Below are 19,853 nucleotides of genomic sequence, written 5' to 3'. Positions count from 1 at the left end.
TTATTATCTGTTTTGACTAAGGTTGGATTTCCGATTTTTTTTAATATATTCTTTGCTATCTTTCATAAGCTTTTCTCTAGTAATTAATGCAAAAGGCTCTAAATAATTTGTGCCTTGATAAATACTCGCATAAATTGCTACATCTTTTGCACCTTCTTTAGAACCTGCAAAAAATACGCTAAGCAAATAATCATGATTAAGAGATATTGTGCTTGAAGAATGTGCTGATAATACACCTTGTTTCATTGGTATAGAAATGCTTTTTAGTTCTTGGATTGTTTGGGTTTTGTGGTTGGTTGGTTTGGTTAAATAAGTAAAATTTATATCTTTGTTATTTAATAAATACCCCCCCCCATAAAAATAAACTAAATAAAAATAATGTGAGTTTTTTCATCTTTGTCCTTTGTGGTTTTTTAAATCATAACTAATATTCATAAATTAATAATTTTGAAGTTTTATTTTTTCTGAAATTAAATCATTGAACCATTCAATATTTTTTTGTATATCTACTTTTCCATTTGTTATTTTTGCAATTAATTCATAATTTTTAGTGTTATCATAAACCAAAATCTCATCACACAATGGCATAATTTTTAAAAGATTTTGCATACTTTCGTAATATCTTTTATCTATTAAATGTGGTTCTATATCATGTCCACCTTTACTAACTCGTATTTTTACACGCTCTTTTGCTGTTTGTGGGCTATCAAGCCCTACAAAGCGTAAATTTATTTTGTAATTATTCTCTTTTAATTCATCAAATAGATTTAATATAGATTTTCCACAAAGTGTAGTTTCTTGATTGAAATTAAGTTTATCATCTATGTAAACCTTACGCATTTTTATAGCTATTCTTGAGGCACGAACTTGAGTTTGTCTATCTCTATAGTCTCCAATACTTTGAGCTATTTCATCTACATTTATACGATAGCCTAAATTTATTCCTTTTTCTAGTGCTAAAAAATATAAAGTGGTTTTTCCTGCACCATTTACACCAGCAAAAATAGTAACTATAGGTTGATTTATCATAAATTTTCCTTATATAGATTTTAAGTAATTATAATAAAAATTAAATAATTTTATTAATATAAAAAACTAAAAATATTTTATATTTATTTATATCTTTTTTATAAATTTTTAAAAACAATTGCTAACCCGAATACTTAGATTTTAAAACAAATCAAATTAAATTCCAAATCCAAAAAATATCAAAAATAATAATTTATACCTATTTTAAATGTTTCGTTTTTATGAAAATATTTTTGAAATTCAGCAAAAATCGCAGTGTTTTTATAAATCTTAAAATGAGTTTTGATACTTAAAATATCTTCTAATAAGCCGTGCTTATAAAAATTCTTATGATAACTTAAACTAAGCTTATTTGCTTTATAAGATAGGCTTGTAATTATTTGATTATTAAAGCTCAAACCATCTTTATAAGCTCTAAAACCACTTAAAAATGATAATAAAAAATACTCATTAACAAAACTAATCCCACCTAAAAGCTCCATATTTGCTAATTTATCATCTAATACATCATCATAAGCTAATTTAAACAAAAAACTTGGCTTATGATTTATATAGTTAAAATCACTTAAACTTGCAAGCCTTAGCAAGATTAGCTCATCTAATTTAGGCTTTTTATCATAATTAATAGCAGTGCTTAAAAATTCTATCCCTATACCTTTATCAAAACCCAAATCATCTTCATAAATATCGTGCAAGGCTGGTCTAATTGATAATAAAGCTTTCTTTTTTGTATCATAAGCAAATGATATTTTGCTAGGATAATTAGCCTTAATTATGCTTTCCTTTGGAGTTTTTAAAGGAAGCTTTGCTATTTTGCTTTGAGATAAATTACTAGATATTTTATGAGTTATTTTTTTGTATTCATCTACACTAAGCTCATTTTTACTAGCATAATACTGACTAAGCTCGTTCGCTAAGGCTAAAATAGAATAATCATAATTTGGCTCAATTTTACCTAAAGCTATATTTTTTGCTAGATTTATCTCATCAAAACTCAAATCTTTTGCTTGATTTAAAATGGTATTTAACTTTGATGCTCTATAGTGATAATCGCTAATTAGATTAATATCGTTGATTTTTTGTATAGTATTGCTTGGGATTACGCTATAAATAAATTTATTTCTTAATTTAATATCAGGATTTGCATTCTCAAGTAACCACAAAATATTATAAGAGCAATTTTTATCAAAAAACAAATAAACCGAACTACTATCCTTAATCTCCCATAAATGCAAAATCAGTCTATTTACTTCTTCTTCATTTAATTTTAAATCATACTCGTAAAGGTCTCTATTTTCGCTATCTTTGTATGTTTTTAACATATCATAATAAGGCTTTAAAGAATACTTGCCAATGTATCCGCCAAACAAACCTTTAAAGGCAAACATTAAGCCATTTTCATCTTTTTCATCAACATCGGCAGCATAATTAATAGCGTAAGATAAAAGCCTTGAATTGTAATTAGAATTAATTAGCAAAAATGTATGCCCAAACATTGAAGCTGGGGAATTTAAATAAGCAGCTGGAAAAACTATGCTAATTGATTTAGGGCTAATATATTCTAAGAAATTATTCAAATCAGAACAATTTAAATCCTGATTTTTAGTAAGTTTTAGAGATTTTTCTATGTATTTTGCCCTTAAAGGAAACTTGCAAATAAAGTGCAAATTATCATTATCATTGCTAAAAGTTATAGCAGAATCTTTTTGATTTAACTCTTCTTTTTTGCCTAAATATATTTCTTTTTTTAAAAAATACATATATAAATTAAGCTCAAATTCTGATTTTAAATTCCTTTGATTTGAATAAAAAAATTCTTTATTAATTATCTCGCTTTTGTTGTTTGTAAAGTGAAGGAGATTTTTCCATTCTATTGTGTTAAAAACTTGTTTTTGATTAGCTTGTTGAATAATTTCTAAAAACTCATCTTTAGAAATACTTAATTTAGAAAAATCAAGATTTAATAATTCATTATCTTGTGCCTTTGCAAAAATACAAAAGCACAATAAAAATAAAAACTTTTTCAATTATAAAGCAGAAGCTCTATCTAAAACTTGAGCACCTACAACATTGCTTGAATTGTAAATAGCTAAGTAATTTGCTCTTAAATTAGCTTTAAATAAATCAGCGTCTTTTACTTCTAAAAGTTCAGCTAAAGTATCTAAATGCTCGCCCATTCCTAAAGCAGCTTCATTTGATAAAGCGTCAAGATTTGCATTTACGAAATTAATTGCTTTTTCATTATGAACTAATCTTGTTTCTTGGCAATTTAGTGTTCCTGTAGTAATACCAAAAGTTTGATTACCTGAAGTTCCGTTTGTAGTAGCTTGTAAAGCATACATAATTGCTGAATCAGGGTTTTTAATAATTATAGTTCCAAGTCCGCAACCTGTTTGAGTATTTGCACCTGCAAATAAAGAAGTGCTAATCGCACCAACAACTACCAATGAAGAAAGTAATTTTCTCATTATAACTCCTTTTAAAGTATTAAAAAAACAAATTATAAAACTATATATTAACAATGAGTATGAATGGTGCGCCCGAAGGAATTCGAATCCCTGACCTTTTGAACCGCAATCAAATGCTCTATCCAGCTGAGCTACGAGCGCATAAAATAAGTTTTTGAAATAAAGTGGCGGACAGAGAGGGATTTGAACCCTCGAGCCCCGATTAAGAGCTGCACCCTTAGCAGGGGTGTGGTTTCAGCCACTCACCCATCTGTCCAATAAGTAAAACGCATATTATATATTTTAAAAATTAGATTTAGCTTAAATTATTCCAAAAGTTGTAATTTTTCATCACATAAATTTTTCCAATCACCACTTTTGCATTCTTTTAAAGTTTCTTTTGCTTTTTCAAATTCTTTATTTTTAATTAGCATACTAGCTTCTAAATATTTTGCATTGCTGTATTCTTCTTCGCTTAATTTTAATTTATATAAATCTATAAATATTTCTTTAGCTTCTTTTATATTATTTTTATTAATTAAAGCATTTAAAGTAATTAACTCTATCTTAGGACTATATAAATTAATACCTAAATAATTTTGTATATTAATTGCTTTTTTACCATAAGTAATAGCTGAAATATCAAGATTATTATTTTTAAAGTAATTTAAAAATTCGTCATAAACCTCAACTAATCTTAATCCATTGCCGTATTTTTCAAGCTGTTTTAATGAAAAAATAGCATCATTGTATTTGTTTTGCTTAATTAATGATAATGATAAATAATAATATATCTCAAAATATTCTGGTTTTTTAATATTAAATCGTTTATTTAAAATAGATTTGATTATATTTTCCACATCTTTATACTGCTTATTTAAATATAAAAGTTTTGCTTGTTTGATTTTATAAAACACCAAATCTTCATTTTCAAACTTAATTGCAAAATCTAAAGCTAATTTATTTTCTTTTTTTCTTTCTAAGCACTCTAAATATTTCATTTTATTAATGACTTTTTCATCACTTATAAAATTATTATTTTTTATGTATCCTAAAACTTCATCGCAATCATCATCATCTAATGCAATATTTAATAAATTAATCAAGCTACTATCATATAAAGAAATTAGCTCTTCATTTTCACTATCTTTTATTTTCTTTTCTAGTTTTAAAATCTTTTCATAATCTTGCTCTTTAAATAATAATTTTACTTCTTCATAAAGAGCTCTTTTTGATATGTTATTATCATATTTAGCCATTAAAAAATTATAATATTCGTGTAATTTAAAGCTATCTTGTTCATCTTTTTCAAAATATAAACTATCAATAGTTTCATCAATAATATTCATATATTCGCCATTTGGAAATAGCTTTTTATATTCATTTAAATATTCATCAGCCTTTTTATAATCATTATTTTTAGCTAAAGAAACCCCTAAATTTTTTAATACCCTTTCATAATAAGGGTCTAATTTATTTGAATTTTTAAATAAAAACTCATAAATAGGAGCGCTAATATCATACATTTTTTCCTTGAAAAAATCATCAGCTAAACCTAAGGTTTTATCCTTATCTTCTAATAAATATTGCTCATTTGCATTAAAGACTTTTAATACAAATTCCTTAGCTTCCTTTGCTTTATTATGACTAATATTGATTTTTGCTAAAGATATTGCAGCTTTACTAGCCAAAATCGCATCGTCTGAACTAAATAAAATATTATTATAAATAATAGTAGCAGCATCTCTTTTGCCGTGAGATAGTAAAAAATCAGCATAGTTTAAACTTGCCAATTTTGTGTAATAAGAATTTGGATGCTCGTTATTTAAAATATCTATAAAATATTCAGCATCACTTCTTTGTTCTAATTTTAAATAAGTTTTTACCATCATTTGCAATATTTCAGTGTAATTCTCATCACTTGGAAAAACTCTTACATAATCTTTTGCACTTGAAATAATTTCTTCGCTTAAAGTGGTATTTTCATTTAGTAAATTAAACATAGCTCTAATTCTATACAAATAAAACTCGCTTATAAAAATACTATTTTTATATTTTTCTAAAGACATATTGCATAAATCTAATAGCTCTTTATATTGCTTATTATCGTAATATTTTTTAATACTCAAATAAGAATTAATATCACTATTATCGCTAATATTTACAGGATTTTGGTCTAAATCAAGCCCTTCTATAAAAGGAGTTTGCAAATCAGGAAAAATCACATCAAAATCAAGTCCATTAGGACTTAACACTCCTTGAGTATATGGAAAAAATATAAAAGTAAAATTTTTAGAAACTTTTTTGCTAGATGCAAAAACCACATTAGTATCATATAATTTTTGCTCGCTATCAACAATACTAACATTTGTTTTAGGGTAAATATATATATCTAAAGTATCTTTTGAATTTTTAAATTCTAATTTGAATAAAGTTAAATCTTGATTTGATAATAACCTTGATTTACCCTTCACACTACATTTAAAATAAAGTTTTAAATTCTCATCTTGTAATTTATCACAAGTTATATCGGTATTGTTTTTAATATGTAAAACTGATATATTTTTATTTATTTCCTTGCCAGAGTTTATATATAGTTCAAAAGAATATAAATAAACGCAAAAGCAAAGAAATAATATTTTTTTCATTATTTAATATAATCTAATCCAACGCTTGCAACAAAAGAAGCAATAACTGCTAAAATTAAAACTATTTTTTGAGCGTTATTAAAATATAAAAATCCTATTTCTTTATCTGCAAAAATTGCTTTTATAAATCTTAAATAAGCAAATAGCATAATAATTGAGCTAAGTGCCATACAAATTGCTGCATAAATATTAACATTTAAAGCTATATTAATTACACCAACCTTAGCAAAAAATACGCCAAATGGTGGCAATGCTGCAAGATTTAACAATAATACAACAATACAAATTCCTAATAAAGGATATTTCTTAAACACCCCTTTTAAATTCTCATAATTTGTGTCTTTAAACGCACCTAAAAACATAAATAATGCGATATTTACAAATGCAAATGTTAAAAAATAATATAAAAACATTTGGCTTGATAAATGAAAAAATGCAAGGGTTGAATAAGCAAACGATGAATGTGAAACAGAGCTATATACTAACATTGATTTTGCATTATCTTGCTTTAATGACATAACACTAGCAAAAAGCATAGAAGCACAAGCAATAATTAAAATAATCTCACTTACATTGAAGAAATTTTCAAATGAAATCATAAATCTATATGCAAATACCATCATAGCTATTTTTGGAACTATTGAAATAAATCCAGCTAAACTTGAATCAGCCTTTAAATACACATCTTTAAGCCACATATGAAGTGGTGCTACTGATAATTTAAATAATATTGTAATTCCTATCATAACAAAGGCTAAAATACTAGCCGTGCTGATTGTAGCTAATGAGTTTAGTTCTAAACTTGCACTATCAAAATAATACATTGCAGAACCCATAGCAAAAAAAGCTGAGCCTAGCATTCCGTAATTAAAGTATTTAATAGCACCTTCAATTGCTTTTTTCTTAAACGCTATTAAGCTATAAAGTGCTAAAGAAGAGCCTTCAAGAGTTATAAAAGCTACTATTAAATTATTAGTGCTTACCATAAAATTTAAACAAGCTATCATCATTAAAAATAATGCAAAAAACTCACCTTCATCAGCTCTTTTATTAGCAAGTAGAAAATAAATAGCTGATAGATTGATTAATATACTTGAATATTTTGCTAAATTATCAAATATAAATAAATCAAAAAAACTCTCATCATAAGGGCAATTAAATTGGCAAATAATAGCAATTATTAAAGCCACAATACTAAGCCCTTTTAAAGCTCTTAAATCAAATTTATAAAATAAATTAGCAACCAATATAAAACAAGCAAAAACTATCAAAGCAAGTTCAGGTAAAATAAGTAATACATTTAAATCAAGTTGCATTCTATCTCCTTATACCGCAAAGTTGATATAATCTAAAATTATATTAGGATTTACTCCAAATACAATTATAATCAAAGCTATGAAAGATAAAATTATTATCTTAGATAAACTAACCTTTATGTCTTTAGCTTCATTTTCTTTACTTAAAAAGCTATTTCTAAACATATTGAGCATATAAACAGCTCCAAGTATCACAACTAAAGTAGCAAAAACTCCAGCCATCTTACTAGCTGCAAATACTCCATAAAGAACCAAAAACTCACCTGCAAAGCTTATAGTAAGTGGTAAAGAAATTGATGAAAATAATAAAACTCCAAAAATAAATGTCAAATAAGGCATATGTTTAGCTAAGCCCTTTAACTCACTTAGATTATAAGTTTTGTAATTATCTTTTAAAATTTCAGCGTAAAAAAACATTGCCCCACTTACAATAGCATGAGCTACCATATAAACAACAGCTCCACTTAAAGCAATTGGATGCATAGAAAAAATACCTAAACAAATAATTCCTAAGTGTGATATTGAACTCATTGCACTTAATTCTTTATAATTTTTCGCATTGCTTGCTAGAAGTGCTGCATAAATTGCTGAAATTATACATAATGTATAAATTATCCCACTAAATTCATTAATGCTAACAGCAAATAAAGGAAGGCAAAACTTAATCATTCCAAAAGGCGCCATTTTAAAACTTGCAAGCATTACAGAAACAAAATTAGGTGCTTTTGAATAAGTTTTAATAGCCCAACTATGAAATGGAAAAATAGGAGCTTTTATAGCAAATGCTAAGAAAAATCCTATAAATAATAAAGTATTTTCAATAGGACTTAAATTTGTAGTTGAGAAATAACTAATATCAAAATTTAAAATCGCATCATTAACTCTTGCATTATAAGCTAGATAAATCATAGCAAGTAGCATAAAAATTGAGCCTAAAAATGCAAATACAAAAAATGACCTAGCTAGTTTTGCTTCATTGTTTTTAACCATTAAATATAAAAGTGGAAATAATGAAACTTCCCAAAAAATATAAAATAATAAAGCATCATTTGCTAAAAATAAACCATTCATACAAGCACTTAAAATCATAGCACTTATTAAAAAGTCTTTTGTTTGTTTAGAAAAAAAGCACATTGACAAAAATAGCATTAAATTTGCCACAAAAGCTAAAGTAAATGCTATCTCATCAGCTTTTAAATTAATCCCAAAATTAAAAGCTTTTATTAAAGTATAGTTAAATGTATGAATTTCATCAATTATCACATAATAATTAAGACATAAAATTATAAAAGAAAATAAAATTCCGCTAATTTTAGAAGCCTTATCATTTATAAAATATGCACTAACCCCAAAAATTAAAGGTAAAAATATCAATAAACTAAGCATATATCACCACCATTGTTAAAAGTAAAAACACACAAAATGCACAAATAAACACAATGTGAAGAGTTAAGTTATTGTTTTTGTTCTCACAAGAAACAAGACTTAAAAGCTTTTTAGGACATTCAAAAATAAATGAATATAGACCTTCTTCAAATCCTGTTAATACTTTAGCTAAACATTTATAAGGTTGTATGAAAATAATCTCATATAATTTAGGTATGTAATATTCATTTTCTAAAAGCTTTTTATATTTACAATTGCAATTTTCTTTTGCACCATTTTTATAAACTACTATAGCTAAAACAATTCCTACTATAGCAACCACTAAAGAAATAGCAATTAATACATAATTATGGTGTAATTCTTGCATAGGAATTCTAATAAATTCAAAGAATTTACTATCCCAAAAACCTGCAATAATTGCTAATATTGCTAAAGGTAGCATTGCAATTAATGCTATAGGTTTTGCTTCGTGTGGATGGATTGTGTGATTTTTTGGAGCAAAAAATACCATCATTAATAGTCTAAAACTATAAAATGCTGTTAAAAACGCTGTAAATAATAAAACAGAATATAAGCCAAAATGCTCTGTTACAAATGCAAAATCTAAAATCTTATCTTTTGAGAAAAATCCTGCGAATGGATAAATACCACTTAAAGCTAAACTTGCAATTATCATTAAAACTGCTGTAACTTTCATAGGTTTATATAATTTACCCATTTTATAAATGTTTAATTCATCGTGCATTGCGTGCATAATATTTCCAGCACCTAAGAATAATAATGCTTTAAAAAATGCGTGAGTTACTAAATGAAATAATGCTATTTTATAAGCTCCTAAACCACAAGCTACGAACATATATCCAAGTTGAGAAAGTGTAGAAAATGCCACAATTCTTTTTAAATCTTTTGCAGCAATTGCCATTGAAGCAGCAAATAAAGCTACAAAAGCACCTAAACAAGCTATAAAATAACTTACATTTGGAACCTGCGAAAATAAATCGTGAGAGCGAATTACCAAATACACACCAGCAGTTACCATCGTAGCAGCGTGGATTAATGCTGAAACTGGTGTTGGACCTGCCATCGCATTTGCTAGCCAAGTATGGAATGGAAATTGAGCTGATTTACCCATAGCACCAACAAATAATAAAGCAGCAATTAAAGTTAATAAATTAGGATTTAACATTTCGTGAAAGCTTAATATAGCAAATACTTCTTTATAACTTAAAGTTCCGAAATTAAAATATATTAAAAATATTCCTAAAAGCATTGCAAAATCGCTTATTCTATTCATAATAAAAGCTTCATTTGCTGCTAATGAGAATTTTTCATTTTGATACCAAAAGCCGATTAATAACCAAGAGCATAGACCAACGCCTTCCCATCCAACAAATAATAATAAGAAATTATCGCTCATTACTAAAATTAGCATACAAAATACGAATAAGCCTAAAAATGCAAAGAATTTATTAAAACCTTCATCGTGTTCCATATAATAAATACTATAAAAATGCACACAAGTAGCGACTAATGTTACAACGCACATCATAGTAAGGCTAACAGAATCTATTAAAAAGCCAAAATTAACATTTAAAATTCCTATCCAATGACCCAAACTAATATACAAATTCTTATCTGCTAAATAATATAAAGATATAAAAGCAAAAATACAAGCTAAAAGCATTAAATAAGAACAAAAATAACCTATTACTTTATTTTTTGGAGAAAAAGAATAAATTCCTGCAAAAATTGCACTTAATAATGGTAAAAATAAAACACATAATAAACTCATTTGCACTCTCCAAAATCTAGACTTTTATCGCGTCTATATTTAATCACACAAAAGCTAAGCCCAATAGCTACTTCGCAAGCTGCTATTGCCATAATAAAAATAGCAAAAACTTGCCCATCTAAAGCATTGTGCATTTTTGAAATTGCTACAAAAGCTAAATTTGCAGCATTTAACATTATTTCAGTAGATATAAAAAACATTATTAAATTCTGTCTTTTTAATACTCCTACTAAACCAATCAAAAACAATACAATTGATAATAATAAATAATTCATTGTTCTTCCTTTATCTTCTTTGCTACTAGCACAATAGCTGCTATTATTACCATTAGTAAAACCACTGCAACTATCTCAAAAGCTAAAAGGTATTTTGTAAATAAAATAATCCCTAAACTACGAGTATTTTCAAGCTCTTCGCTAACCAATAAACTTGATTGAGATAAATTTAACTTAAATCCTAAAGTCATAATTATCATAAGAATACTCGCTAAAATACTTAAACTAAAAAAAGTTTTTTTATGTTTTAGCTTTTCTTTTAATTCTTTGCTTAAATCAAAAAACATCATAGCAAAACTATAAAGCCCTAAAACAGCACCACTATATACTATAATTTGAGCAGCACCCAAAAACTCTGCTCCTAATAAAAAATAATGAGCGCTTAAAAATACCATTCCACAAGCAAGAGAGCTAAGAGAATATAAAATATTTTTAGAACTTACCGCAATTATAAAAAATCCCGCAACTAAAGCAGCGAAAATATAAAATATAATTAACTCAAACATCTTTTGCCTCTTTATTCGTTTTATCTTCTTTTGTATCGCTAGAATTTGAAATTGAAGCTTCACTTTCTCTTGCTTTCATTACATCATAATAATTTGGCGTAACTTTTACAAAATCATCAGCATCAGCTCTTAAACTTCCAGCACCTTCAAATTCAACTTGATTAATTAGATTATCAATTGGAGTTAATATATCTTTTTTATGTGCAAAATATGACCTTTGCTCTGCTGCGTTTTCATATTCAACACCATGCACGATAGCAAGTTCAGGACAAACCTCAGCACAAAATCCACAATAAATACAACGACCAAGATTAATAGAATAATTACTTACTAATTTTCTACCATCATCGCCTAATTTTGTCTCCATTCTAATACAATTTGAAATACAAATTTTTTCACACAACCCACAACCAATACAGCGTTCATTTTCGCTTTCAATAAATCTTTGCAATCTATGCACAGCACGATAACGATTATCTAATTTGATTTTTTCCATTGGATATTTAATAGTTGCTGAATTACCCCTTTTTAAGGTTTCATTAATTATAAATGCTAAACCGCTGATTAAATCAGTATTTAAACATCTTTTAACACTTCTTATAAATTTTTCATAAGGAGTAAGAATTAATTTTCTTTTTTCATCTACTACATAATATTTTTTCATATATTCTCCTTATAAAGCTAATAACGCAGTTATGATTAAATTCGCACCCGCAACAGGTAATAATATCAAATAGCTCATTCTCATAACTTGATCAGCCCTTAAATGTGGGAAAGTCCCCCTAGCCCAAAAATACCAAGAAAATACAAAGCATATTTTTAAAATCATAGCAATAGCGCCTGGTATGAAATAAAAATCGTTATATCCACCTAAAAATAATAAAGTAATCAAAATTGAGCCTAAAATCATACTAGCGTATTCACCTATAAAAAACATTCCCCAGCGAAGACCACTATATTCAGTGCCATAACCTGCAACCAATTCAGGGTCGTTTTCTGCTAGACATAAAGGAGTTCTGTTTGTTTCAATAAAAATTGCTATTGTAAATAAAACAAATGCAATTGGTTGTTTAAATACTAACCAAGATAAAATTCCACCTTCTTGATAAGCGTTAATATCAACTAAGCTCATAGAACCAGTTAATAAAACAACAGCTAATAAGCAAAGACCACTAACGCCTTCATAAGATATGATAGTAACAAGCCCCCTAGCACCACCTATTAAAGGATATTTACTAGAACTTGACATACCACCTAAAAATATAGCATAAGCACAAAGTGATGAGCATCCAGCAATGTATAAAACTGCTATATTTACATCAGCAATAATTGGTTTTATCGTATGCCCAAATAATGTAAATTCAGGAAAAATCGGCACAGCAGCAAAAGCCATAAAAGCACAAATTGCTGATACTAAAGGAGCTACTTTAAATACTTTACTATTTGTCATATATGGGATTAAATCTTCTTTTGTAAATAATTTAATCATATCAGGAACAATTTGTAAAACACCAGCAGGTCCTACCATATCAGGCCCAAGTCTTCTATGAACATAACCTAAAACCTTTCTTTCTAAATAAGTTGCAAATCCAGCTAATGAAGCAAAAATTGCAATTACTAAAAGACATTTAATCAGCGTAACGATTATAAACAACATAGTCTCACTCATAGCTAATTTCCTTTATATTTAACGCATAATAGCGTCTTGTTTTAAAGAATTTATAAGGATTAATCTTATCATCAAAAGTAGGTAAATAAGCACCATTTTCAATATTCTTATCTAAAACTACTTTTATAATAATTTCATCTTTATCATCATAAATCTTAACCATAGAATTTTCTTTTAAATTATGTTTAGCTAGATAATCTTTACTTGCGTAAAGTGAAGCACATTCGTTAAAAAAGCTTGATTTATTAGTATATTTTGATAGATTTCCAATTGGATTTGCAAGTATTACAATATCATCTTTTTTACATTCGCAAGTTGATTTTATATTTTGTGGAATTTGATTATCTTGTTTTAAATTCTTTACAAACTCACAAGTATCAATTAAATACCCACGATGATTATTTCCTGCATTATCATAATGATTTGTCAAATCATCAAAAGCAATATTTAAAAAGCCTTTATCTTTAGGTAATTGCTCTGTATATTCAATCGTATAAAGTGCATCTAATCCAAGAGCATTTGCTAAATCATTTAAATAATATCCTTTAAATTTAAGTGCAGCATTCGTAGGAACAAGCCTTTTATCATAATTTACAAATGTTCCTTCTTGCTCAAGTAGATTTGAACTAGCAAGATTATTATGCTCATCATTTGAAAATGAGAAATCTCCACGCTCATTATATCCTAGAGTAAAACCATCACTAGCTTTACTTAATTTACATAATAAACTTACGCCTAAAGTATTAGTGCGTGGTGGGATTAACATAACTTTAAAATCAGTTAATTTTTGAATATTTGCAAGTAAATACGCTAAATATTTTGCATTTTCATGGTAAAAATAATCATTTCCGATAATTAAAGTAAAATTAGCTTTTTTAAGTAATAAATCTTTTAATTTATCTTCATCAAATCCTAATTCTTTAGCTAGGCTTGATTTTTTGATTGTTTCTTGCTTTTTCTCTTTAATCTCATTGCCTTCAGCATCTTTACTTTTAACTTCTACTTCAATTTGTTCTTCATAAAAAGCGTCTTTGATATATGCTAAATCCTGCGGCAAGTCTTTTGCAAAATATTGTAAAATAAATTCTAAAACTTGAGCTTCTTTACCATAATCACAATTTACACTTACGAAATTCTTAGCAATTTTTGAAAATTTTGTATCTTTAATAGGATGAAAATAAAGCCCAGCACCCTTATTCATAACAATTGCATTATTCACCTTATAAGATAAAGTAGGATTATCGTGTCTTAAAAAACTTCCTGCAATTACGATAAAATCAGATTTTTTAACATCATCACTACTTGCATTATAAAAACTACCTGAATGAGCGCAAAAAGTCTTTAAGAAATCTTGAAAACATAAAGCTTCATTATTTACTAAATTAAAGCCATATTTTTGTCTAAGTAATTCTAAAATATATGCTTCTTCATTTGTTATATAGCTATTAAATTTCACATTTTTAATTTTATTATCTTTAAACAACGATACTAAGCGATTAAACTCTACTTCATCTTTACCTTTACAATCGCTTGCTATATCATAAGCAAATCTTGCAGCCTTATTTAAAGTAGTAAAATGAAAATCATTTGAAACTCTATAAACCATCTTAGTATTATCTTTAATACTTTTTTGTTTAACATCATAATACATAAGCTCACAATCACTACTATGTGGATTACTAGCAGGTATGCGAGTAAGTTCCCAAGCATTTGAGCGATATTGAAAATTCTTATTAATAATTGCACCAGTCGGACAAACACTAACACACTCAGCACATTCTTGACAATCTAAAGTTGTTCCATTTTGTGGAGCTATTAGTGATTTTTGAAATTTTGTCCAAACTGCATAAGCATCTTTACTCATAGTATCTTTAAAATCTTTATCAGGTGCATCTCCACCACGAGCTATAGTTTTTAACTCACTATCTCCGATTTTGTCCTTACATACGGTAATACATCTTTCACAAACTATACAAAGACTTGGGTCATATTGTAAAGCACCCCAATCTTGATGTCTTCTATCTATTTCTTTTATCCAATGATTTTGAGTATCTACTTGTGCTTTATGCGTGAAATTCTGTAATTCACATTCTCCACTTTTATCACAAACTCCACATTGTAATGGGTGATTTATGCAATAAGTTTGCATAATAGCATTTCTTTCGTCCCATAATTCTTTAGTATTGCTTAATACCTGCATTCCATCTTTTACTTTAGTATTACAAGCGTATGAGCGTTTGCCATCAATTTCAACCATACACATTCTACAAGCTAAAGTTGGACTGCAATCATTTAAATAGCAAATTGCAGGTATGAAAATATCATTAGCACGAGCAACTTGTAAAACATAATCGCCATCATTAGCTAAGCATTCTTTACCATTAATGTTAATTTTCATTGCTTACTCCTTTAACCACACAAGGACTAAACGCATAAGCATTATCTTTTTTACTTAATGCAAATAATCCTTTTAAACTATTATCAATTTTTACTTTCTTTTTTAATGTTTTAGTTTTTGTTTTAATTTCTACTAAATCAAATTCTTTAATTTTTGCAAGATTTGCAAAAGCTGGACTTACTATAAAATCATCATTATCTAAACATTCATATAAAATAAGCCCATTATTATCATCTAATTCAACCAACTCAACATCTTTTAATTCATAATCAAACATAAGTTTTAAATCAAAATGTTTAGCCAATTTACTTGCAAAATAATATATATTTTTGTCTTTATGATAAAGCAAATTACTATCTAATAAAATTAAATCAGCACTCTTTAAAAATTCTAAAATCTCACTAGCTTCTTCTTCTCCAAAACAACTCTCAGCACTAAGTTCGCCTATATCAAATTCGCTTAAATCAAGCATAGTGCAAAACAATGCTAAAACATAGCTTTCGGTTCCTAGTTCGCATTTATAAAATTTTTGTTTTAATCTCTCATCGTAAAAACTACCGATATTTACTATTTCATCTTGGCTAAAATGACTTAAGACTTCTTTACTTGCATAATTTAAGAAGCTTAATATTTTCATTTTGCTTCCTTTTTAATAACTATAGTCCAATCACTTTGATTAAACTTAAGTGAGTTCATCATCTTACAATTATTATTAGCTACAAATTCATAAGATTTATCAATATTAGAAAAATCTCCGATTTCAAATAAAACAACCAAAACTTCATTAGCTTTAGCATTATCAATATGAGTTTTTAAATCAGCAAATAAATCTTTACTTTTTCTAAGGTCAATTCTTCTCATCTATCAATCTCCCCTAAAACAATATTTGTTGAACCCATAATAGCCACAACATCAGCCACATAAGTTCCAACCAAAAGCTCTTCATAAAACGAACAATGCCAAAAACTAGGAGTTCTAGCTTTAAGACGATAAGGTCTAGTTGAACCATCACTTTTAATAAAATATCCAAGCTCTCCTTTAGGACTTTCTGTTGGCACATATACATCTCCAACAGGTGGGCGAAGACCTTGGGTAACTAATACGAAATGCTGCATTAAAGAATAATTTTGAGTCATAATTTGTTCTTTACTTGCACTTACAAATTCTTTATTGTTGCAAATTAATTCAGGAGAACTCTCTCTATACATAGGCACTAATTGTCTAAGTATTTTTACACTCTCACGAAACTCTTGCATATAGCATTTATATCTTGCGTAAGTATCTCCTTGGTTTGCAAAAGGAACACCAAATTGAACTTCATTATAAAGTAAATATGGCTCTTCTTTTCTAATATCCCATTCAATTCCACTTCCACGAAGCATTACGCCACTACAACCCCAGCTTAATGCTTGTTCTTTTGTAACAACCCCAACGCCTTCTGTTCTAAGACGCCAAATTCTATTATCATCAAGTAAGGTTTCATAATCTTTTACATCGTTTAAGAATTTATCACAAAATGCTAATAATTCTTGAGTAAAATTGGCAGGTAAATCAAGCATTGCACCACCTATTCTCATAGATGAATGTGTAAGTCTTGCACCACAATATTTTTCTATTAAATCCATAACATATTCACGCTCTCTAAAGCAATATAAAAATACAGTCATTGCTCCAATATCAAGTGCGTGAGTTGCAAGCCATAATAAATGACTAGCAAGTCTATTTAATTCTAATAACATCATTCTAATGATTTGAGCTCTTCTAGGAATTTCTAAACCACAAAGCTTCTCAACAGCTGCTACATAAGCATAGTTATTTGCACTTGCTGCTACATAATCCATTCTATCAGTAGTTGGAATAAATTCTTGATAAATCATATTTTCAGCCATTTTTTCCATACCACGATGCATATAACCAATCATTGGAGTGCATTTAACTACTTTTTCCCCATCAAGCTCTAACACTAATCTTAAGTTTCCGTGTGAGCTTGGGTGCTGAGGACCAAGATTTATAATCATTCTGCCATCTTCTTTACTAAAGGCTACATTTTCATAATAAGGTTTTAACTTTGATGGTATTTGCATTATCTTCTTCCTTCTATGAATTTTGAATCAGCACGCTTAACTTTCTTAACAAACATTACGCCTTCATCTTCTTGATATTCTTGTTTATAAGCAATACTAATAGGCTCAGCTCCTTTTGGAACTTCATGATAAATTCTAGAAAAATTATTTGTATCATTACAATCAACTCTTCCTGAATCACGATTTTCAGGCCCTACAACTTCACGATATTCCTTACCAAAAATTCTATCTATTTCATACCATTTGGCAAATTCATCTCCTTCTAAAGGATAAGATTTTTTAAGTGGATAATCAAACCAATCATCAGGCATTAATAGTCTTTTTAAATTAGGGTGATTAATAAAATTTACACCTAACATATCATAAGCTTCTCTTTCAGACCAATTTAAACCCTTAAATACACAAACTCCACTTTCAATAGTTTCATCTGCCTTACAGGTTGTAACTATTCTAAGCCTTTGTTTTTTATTCATATTTAATAAAAGATATTGAACTTCATAAGAATTATCTTTAGCTAAATAATCAGAACAAATCAATTCAGTAAAAGTTGTAAAACCTAAATCTTTAGCCTTTCTTAAAGCCTTTAAATTATCTTCTTTATTGATTATAAAAACTGCAATATCAAGCTCAATAAAAGAATTTAAAACAGAAAAATTATTATTAAACTCATCAAATAAATATTCAAATTCACTACCTTTTATATCAATTTTAGTAGTTTGTGGTGCGTGATAAAATCTATCTTTGTAGTAGTCTTGCTTTTGCGCATTAATCTTGTCTTTATATTCTCTCATTACACCAACCTTTTTGCTGCTATTTTTTTAGATATTTTTTCTTTTCTAATTTTCTTTTGAAGTATCATTAAAGCAAACTGAAAACTTTCAGGGCGTGGAGCGCAACCAGGAACATAAATATCAACAGGAACTATCCTATCAACACCTTGAACTGTTGAATAAGTATTAAACATACCACCAGTGTTTGCACAACTACCAACAGATATAACCCACTTTGGATCAGGCATCATATCGTATAATCTTCTTGTAAATTCTGCATGTTTTTTACTAAGAGTTCCAGCTACAAGCATTACATCGCTATGTCTTGGACTTGCTCTAAAAATAGTTCCAAATCTATCAAAATCATACCTTGAACCACCACCAGCCATCATCTCAATAGCACAACAAGCAAGACCATAAGAAAATGCCCATAAAGAGTTACTTTGACCCCAACCAACTAACTTATCTACCGAAGTTAAAGCTATTGGCATTCCATTTGTGTTTAATTGATGCTCTGCCATTGTAACGCTCCTTTTTTATACGCATAGATAAAACCAACTAAAAGTAAAACAAAAAAACAAACCATTTCAATCAATGCAAAAAGTCCTAATTGCTTATACATTAAAGCCCAAGGATACATAAAAACAACTTCTATATCAAACAAGATAAAAATTAAAGCAAAAATAAAAAATTGTGAATTTATTTTAACTGCTTGTTTTTGCGGTAAAGGTCCGCACTCATAAGGTCCTAAGCCTAATTTTTTTCTATTTTTTCTAGCTAAAGAATTTCCTATTGTTTTTGCTAAAAAAACTAGTCCAAAAAATAAGCCTGTAGCAATAACTAACATTGCTAAAATGCCGAAATACTGAATATCCACATCTGAACTAGACATTTTAATTCCTTTCAAAATTTTTTTGGATTTACTAAAAAATAATTCGTAAATGATAGTGAAAAAAACTTAATTATTTCTTGTTCTCAATTAAGGTTAAAAGTATTAAAACTTTTTTAAGAAAAATATTATATAATCACGACTTTTTAATAAATTTTTTGAAAGGATGAAACGTGCCTACCATAAATCAATTGGTTAGAAAAGAACGCAAAAAAGTGATTGTTAAATCAAAATCACCAGCGTTAAAAGATTGCCCACAAAGACGTGGCGTTTGTACAAGAGTTTATACTACAACTCCTAAAAAACCTAACTCAGCGTTAAGAAAAGTTGCAAAAGTTAGATTAACAACAGGATTTGAAGTTATTAGTTATATTGGTGGTGAAGGACACAACCTACAAGAACACAGCATTGTTTTAGTGCGTGGCGGAAGGGTTAAAGACTTACCAGGTGTTAAGTATCACATCGTTCGTGGTGCTTTAGATACTGCAGGTGTTGCAAAGAGAACAGTTTCAAGATCAAAATATGGAACAAAAAGACCAAAGCCAGGTCAAGCAGCAGCTCCTACAAAAGGCAAAAAATAAAAACGAGTTTCACAGATTTGCAGCTTAGATATGCGGCATAATTTGAGTAAATTATAATTTAAA

The 19,853-nt window shown here is 27.9% G+C and carries 20 protein-coding genes and 2 tRNA genes; 1 reads left to right on the top strand and 21 read right to left on the bottom strand.

Going from position 1 to position 19,853, the window contains the following annotated elements:
* Window positions 1-3 precede the first annotated feature (3 nt).
* The 21 genes from KJQ97_RS01690 to KJQ97_RS01590 all read right to left on the bottom strand — a co-directional run bounded on the left by KJQ97_RS01690 (window position 4) and on the right by KJQ97_RS01590 (window position 19,212).
* Window positions 4-246, bottom strand: a complete 243-nt coding sequence (locus tag KJQ97_RS01690; protein WP_214119752.1) for a hypothetical protein — start codon at window positions 244-246, stop codon at window positions 4-6.
* Between the two features lie 192 nt (window positions 247-438).
* Window positions 439-1,029 carry an ATPase gene (locus KJQ97_RS01685; RefSeq protein WP_214119751.1) on the bottom strand — a complete coding sequence of 197 codons (591 nt, stop codon included), beginning with the start codon at window positions 1,027-1,029 and terminating at the stop codon, window positions 439-441.
* A 179-nt stretch (window positions 1,030-1,208) separates the two neighbouring features.
* Window positions 1,209-3,056 (bottom strand): Lnb N-terminal periplasmic domain-containing protein, encoded by a 1,848-nt coding sequence (locus KJQ97_RS01680; RefSeq protein WP_214119750.1) that lies wholly within the window; start codon window positions 3,054-3,056, stop codon window positions 1,209-1,211.
* Window positions 3,057-3,497 carry a DUF3015 family protein gene (locus KJQ97_RS01675; protein WP_214119749.1) on the bottom strand — a complete coding sequence of 147 codons (441 nt, stop codon included), beginning with the start codon at window positions 3,495-3,497 and terminating at the stop codon, window positions 3,057-3,059.
* Window positions 3,498-3,561: 64 nt separating this feature from the next.
* Window positions 3,562-3,638, bottom strand: a tRNA-Arg gene (locus KJQ97_RS01670).
* Window positions 3,639-3,662: 24 nt separating this feature from the next.
* Window positions 3,663-3,753, bottom strand: a tRNA-Ser gene (locus tag KJQ97_RS01665).
* Between the two features lie 49 nt (window positions 3,754-3,802).
* A complete protein-coding gene (locus KJQ97_RS01660) occupies window positions 3,803-6,124 on the bottom strand; it encodes a tetratricopeptide repeat protein (RefSeq protein WP_214119748.1) in 2,322 nt (773 codons plus the stop codon).
* A complete protein-coding gene (locus tag KJQ97_RS01655; RefSeq protein ID WP_214117473.1) occupies window positions 6,124-7,440 on the bottom strand; it encodes an NADH-quinone oxidoreductase subunit N in 1,317 nt (438 codons plus the stop codon). Before KJQ97_RS01655 ends, KJQ97_RS01660 begins: the two co-directional genes overlap by 1 nt.
* A gap of 9 nt (window positions 7,441-7,449) precedes the next feature.
* Window positions 7,450-8,826 carry a complex I subunit 4 family protein gene (locus KJQ97_RS01650; RefSeq protein WP_214117474.1) on the bottom strand — a complete coding sequence of 459 codons (1,377 nt, stop codon included), beginning with the start codon at window positions 8,824-8,826 and terminating at the stop codon, window positions 7,450-7,452.
* The gene (nuoL, locus tag KJQ97_RS01645; RefSeq protein WP_502756484.1) at window positions 8,819-10,624 is read right to left on the bottom strand and encodes an NADH-quinone oxidoreductase subunit L; all 1,806 of its coding nucleotides are present in this window, start codon (window positions 10,622-10,624) and stop codon (window positions 8,819-8,821) included. The genes KJQ97_RS01650 and nuoL overlap by 8 nt, the downstream gene beginning before the upstream one ends.
* Window positions 10,615-10,893, bottom strand: a complete 279-nt coding sequence (gene nuoK / locus KJQ97_RS01640; RefSeq protein WP_214117476.1) for an NADH-quinone oxidoreductase subunit NuoK — start codon at window positions 10,891-10,893, stop codon at window positions 10,615-10,617. The genes nuoL and nuoK overlap by 10 nt, the downstream gene beginning before the upstream one ends.
* A complete protein-coding gene (locus KJQ97_RS01635) occupies window positions 10,890-11,399 on the bottom strand; it encodes an NADH-quinone oxidoreductase subunit J (RefSeq protein WP_214119746.1) in 510 nt (169 codons plus the stop codon). Before KJQ97_RS01635 ends, nuoK begins: the two co-directional genes overlap by 4 nt.
* The gene (gene nuoI / locus KJQ97_RS01630) at window positions 11,392-12,063 is read right to left on the bottom strand and encodes an NADH-quinone oxidoreductase subunit NuoI (RefSeq protein ID WP_214117478.1); all 672 of its coding nucleotides are present in this window, start codon (window positions 12,061-12,063) and stop codon (window positions 11,392-11,394) included. The genes KJQ97_RS01635 and nuoI overlap by 8 nt, the downstream gene beginning before the upstream one ends.
* A gap of 9 nt (window positions 12,064-12,072) precedes the next feature.
* A complete protein-coding gene (gene nuoH / locus KJQ97_RS01625; RefSeq protein ID WP_214119745.1) occupies window positions 12,073-13,068 on the bottom strand; it encodes an NADH-quinone oxidoreductase subunit NuoH in 996 nt (331 codons plus the stop codon).
* Window positions 13,061-15,466, bottom strand: a complete 2,406-nt coding sequence (locus KJQ97_RS01620) for an NADH-quinone oxidoreductase subunit G (protein WP_214117480.1) — start codon at window positions 15,464-15,466, stop codon at window positions 13,061-13,063. Before KJQ97_RS01620 ends, nuoH begins: the two co-directional genes overlap by 8 nt.
* Window positions 15,456-16,103, bottom strand: a complete 648-nt coding sequence (locus KJQ97_RS01615) for a hypothetical protein (protein WP_214119744.1) — start codon at window positions 16,101-16,103, stop codon at window positions 15,456-15,458. Before KJQ97_RS01615 ends, KJQ97_RS01620 begins: the two co-directional genes overlap by 11 nt.
* Window positions 16,100-16,327, bottom strand: a complete 228-nt coding sequence (locus KJQ97_RS01610) for an NADH-ubiquinone oxidoreductase subunit E family protein (RefSeq protein ID WP_214117482.1) — start codon at window positions 16,325-16,327, stop codon at window positions 16,100-16,102. The genes KJQ97_RS01615 and KJQ97_RS01610 overlap by 4 nt, the downstream gene beginning before the upstream one ends.
* Entirely contained in the window at window positions 16,324-17,550 is a 1,227-nt protein-coding gene (gene nuoD, locus KJQ97_RS01605; protein ID WP_214117483.1) for an NADH dehydrogenase (quinone) subunit D, read from the bottom strand. The genes KJQ97_RS01610 and nuoD overlap by 4 nt, the downstream gene beginning before the upstream one ends.
* Window positions 17,550-18,341 (bottom strand): NADH-quinone oxidoreductase subunit C, encoded by a 792-nt coding sequence (locus KJQ97_RS01600; RefSeq protein WP_214119743.1) that lies wholly within the window; start codon window positions 18,339-18,341, stop codon window positions 17,550-17,552. Before KJQ97_RS01600 ends, nuoD begins: the two co-directional genes overlap by 1 nt.
* Window positions 18,341-18,841, bottom strand: coding sequence for a NuoB/complex I 20 kDa subunit family protein (locus KJQ97_RS01595; protein WP_214117485.1), 501 nt, complete (start codon window positions 18,839-18,841; stop codon window positions 18,341-18,343). Before KJQ97_RS01595 ends, KJQ97_RS01600 begins: the two co-directional genes overlap by 1 nt.
* Window positions 18,823-19,212 (bottom strand): NAD(P)H-quinone oxidoreductase subunit 3, encoded by a 390-nt coding sequence (locus KJQ97_RS01590; protein ID WP_214117486.1) that lies wholly within the window; start codon window positions 19,210-19,212, stop codon window positions 18,823-18,825. The genes KJQ97_RS01595 and KJQ97_RS01590 overlap by 19 nt, the downstream gene beginning before the upstream one ends.
* A gap of 170 nt (window positions 19,213-19,382) precedes the next feature.
* Between KJQ97_RS01590 and rpsL the strand changes: the two genes are divergently transcribed.
* Window positions 19,383-19,790 (top strand): 30S ribosomal protein S12, encoded by a 408-nt coding sequence (rpsL, locus tag KJQ97_RS01585; protein WP_214117487.1) that lies wholly within the window; start codon window positions 19,383-19,385, stop codon window positions 19,788-19,790.
* Window positions 19,791-19,853 lie beyond the last annotated feature (63 nt).

Source organism: Campylobacter sp. 2018MI01, assembly GCF_018501205.1.
GTDB lineage: Bacteria > Campylobacterota > Campylobacteria > Campylobacterales > Campylobacteraceae > Campylobacter_E.
The sequence above is the reverse complement of the archived record's forward strand: the minus strand, read 5'-3'. Positions and strand labels throughout refer to the sequence as shown.

Bases quoted from the DNA above. Each gene is read 5' to 3' on its own strand.
- KJQ97_RS01690 (WP_214119752.1), bottom strand. From the start codon at position 246: ATGAAACAAGGTGTATTATCAGCACATTCTTCAAGCACAATATCTCTT.
- KJQ97_RS01685 (WP_214119751.1), bottom strand. From the start codon at position 1,029: ATGATAAATCAACCTATAGTTACTATTTTTGCTGGTGTAAATGGTGCA.
- KJQ97_RS01675 (WP_214119749.1), bottom strand. From the start codon at position 3,497: ATGAGAAAATTACTTTCTTCATTGGTAGTTGTTGGTGCGATTAGCACT.
- KJQ97_RS01660 (WP_214119748.1), bottom strand. From the start codon at position 6,124: ATGAAAAAAATATTATTTCTTTGCTTTTGCGTTTATTTATATTCTTTT.
- KJQ97_RS01655 (WP_214117473.1), bottom strand. From the start codon at position 7,440: ATGCAACTTGATTTAAATGTATTACTTATTTTACCTGAACTTGCTTTG.
- KJQ97_RS01650 (WP_214117474.1), bottom strand. From the start codon at position 8,826: ATGCTTAGTTTATTGATATTTTTACCTTTAATTTTTGGGGTTAGTGCA.
- nuoK (WP_214117476.1), bottom strand. From the start codon at position 10,893: ATGAATTATTTATTATTATCAATTGTATTGTTTTTGATTGGTTTAGTA.
- KJQ97_RS01635 (WP_214119746.1), bottom strand. From the start codon at position 11,399: ATGTTTGAGTTAATTATATTTTATATTTTCGCTGCTTTAGTTGCGGGA.
- nuoI (WP_214117478.1), bottom strand. From the start codon at position 12,063: ATGAAAAAATATTATGTAGTAGATGAAAAAAGAAAATTAATTCTTACT.
- nuoH (WP_214119745.1), bottom strand. From the start codon at position 13,068: ATGAGTGAGACTATGTTGTTTATAATCGTTACGCTGATTAAATGTCTT.
- KJQ97_RS01620 (WP_214117480.1), bottom strand. From the start codon at position 15,466: ATGAAAATTAACATTAATGGTAAAGAATGCTTAGCTAATGATGGCGAT.
- KJQ97_RS01615 (WP_214119744.1), bottom strand. From the start codon at position 16,103: ATGAAAATATTAAGCTTCTTAAATTATGCAAGTAAAGAAGTCTTAAGT.
- KJQ97_RS01610 (WP_214117482.1), bottom strand. From the start codon at position 16,327: ATGAGAAGAATTGACCTTAGAAAAAGTAAAGATTTATTTGCTGATTTA.
- nuoD (WP_214117483.1), bottom strand. From the start codon at position 17,550: ATGCAAATACCATCAAAGTTAAAACCTTATTATGAAAATGTAGCCTTT.
- KJQ97_RS01600 (WP_214119743.1), bottom strand. From the start codon at position 18,341: ATGAGAGAATATAAAGACAAGATTAATGCGCAAAAGCAAGACTACTAC.
- KJQ97_RS01595 (WP_214117485.1), bottom strand. From the start codon at position 18,841: ATGGCAGAGCATCAATTAAACACAAATGGAATGCCAATAGCTTTAACT.
- KJQ97_RS01590 (WP_214117486.1), bottom strand. From the start codon at position 19,212: ATGTCTAGTTCAGATGTGGATATTCAGTATTTCGGCATTTTAGCAATG.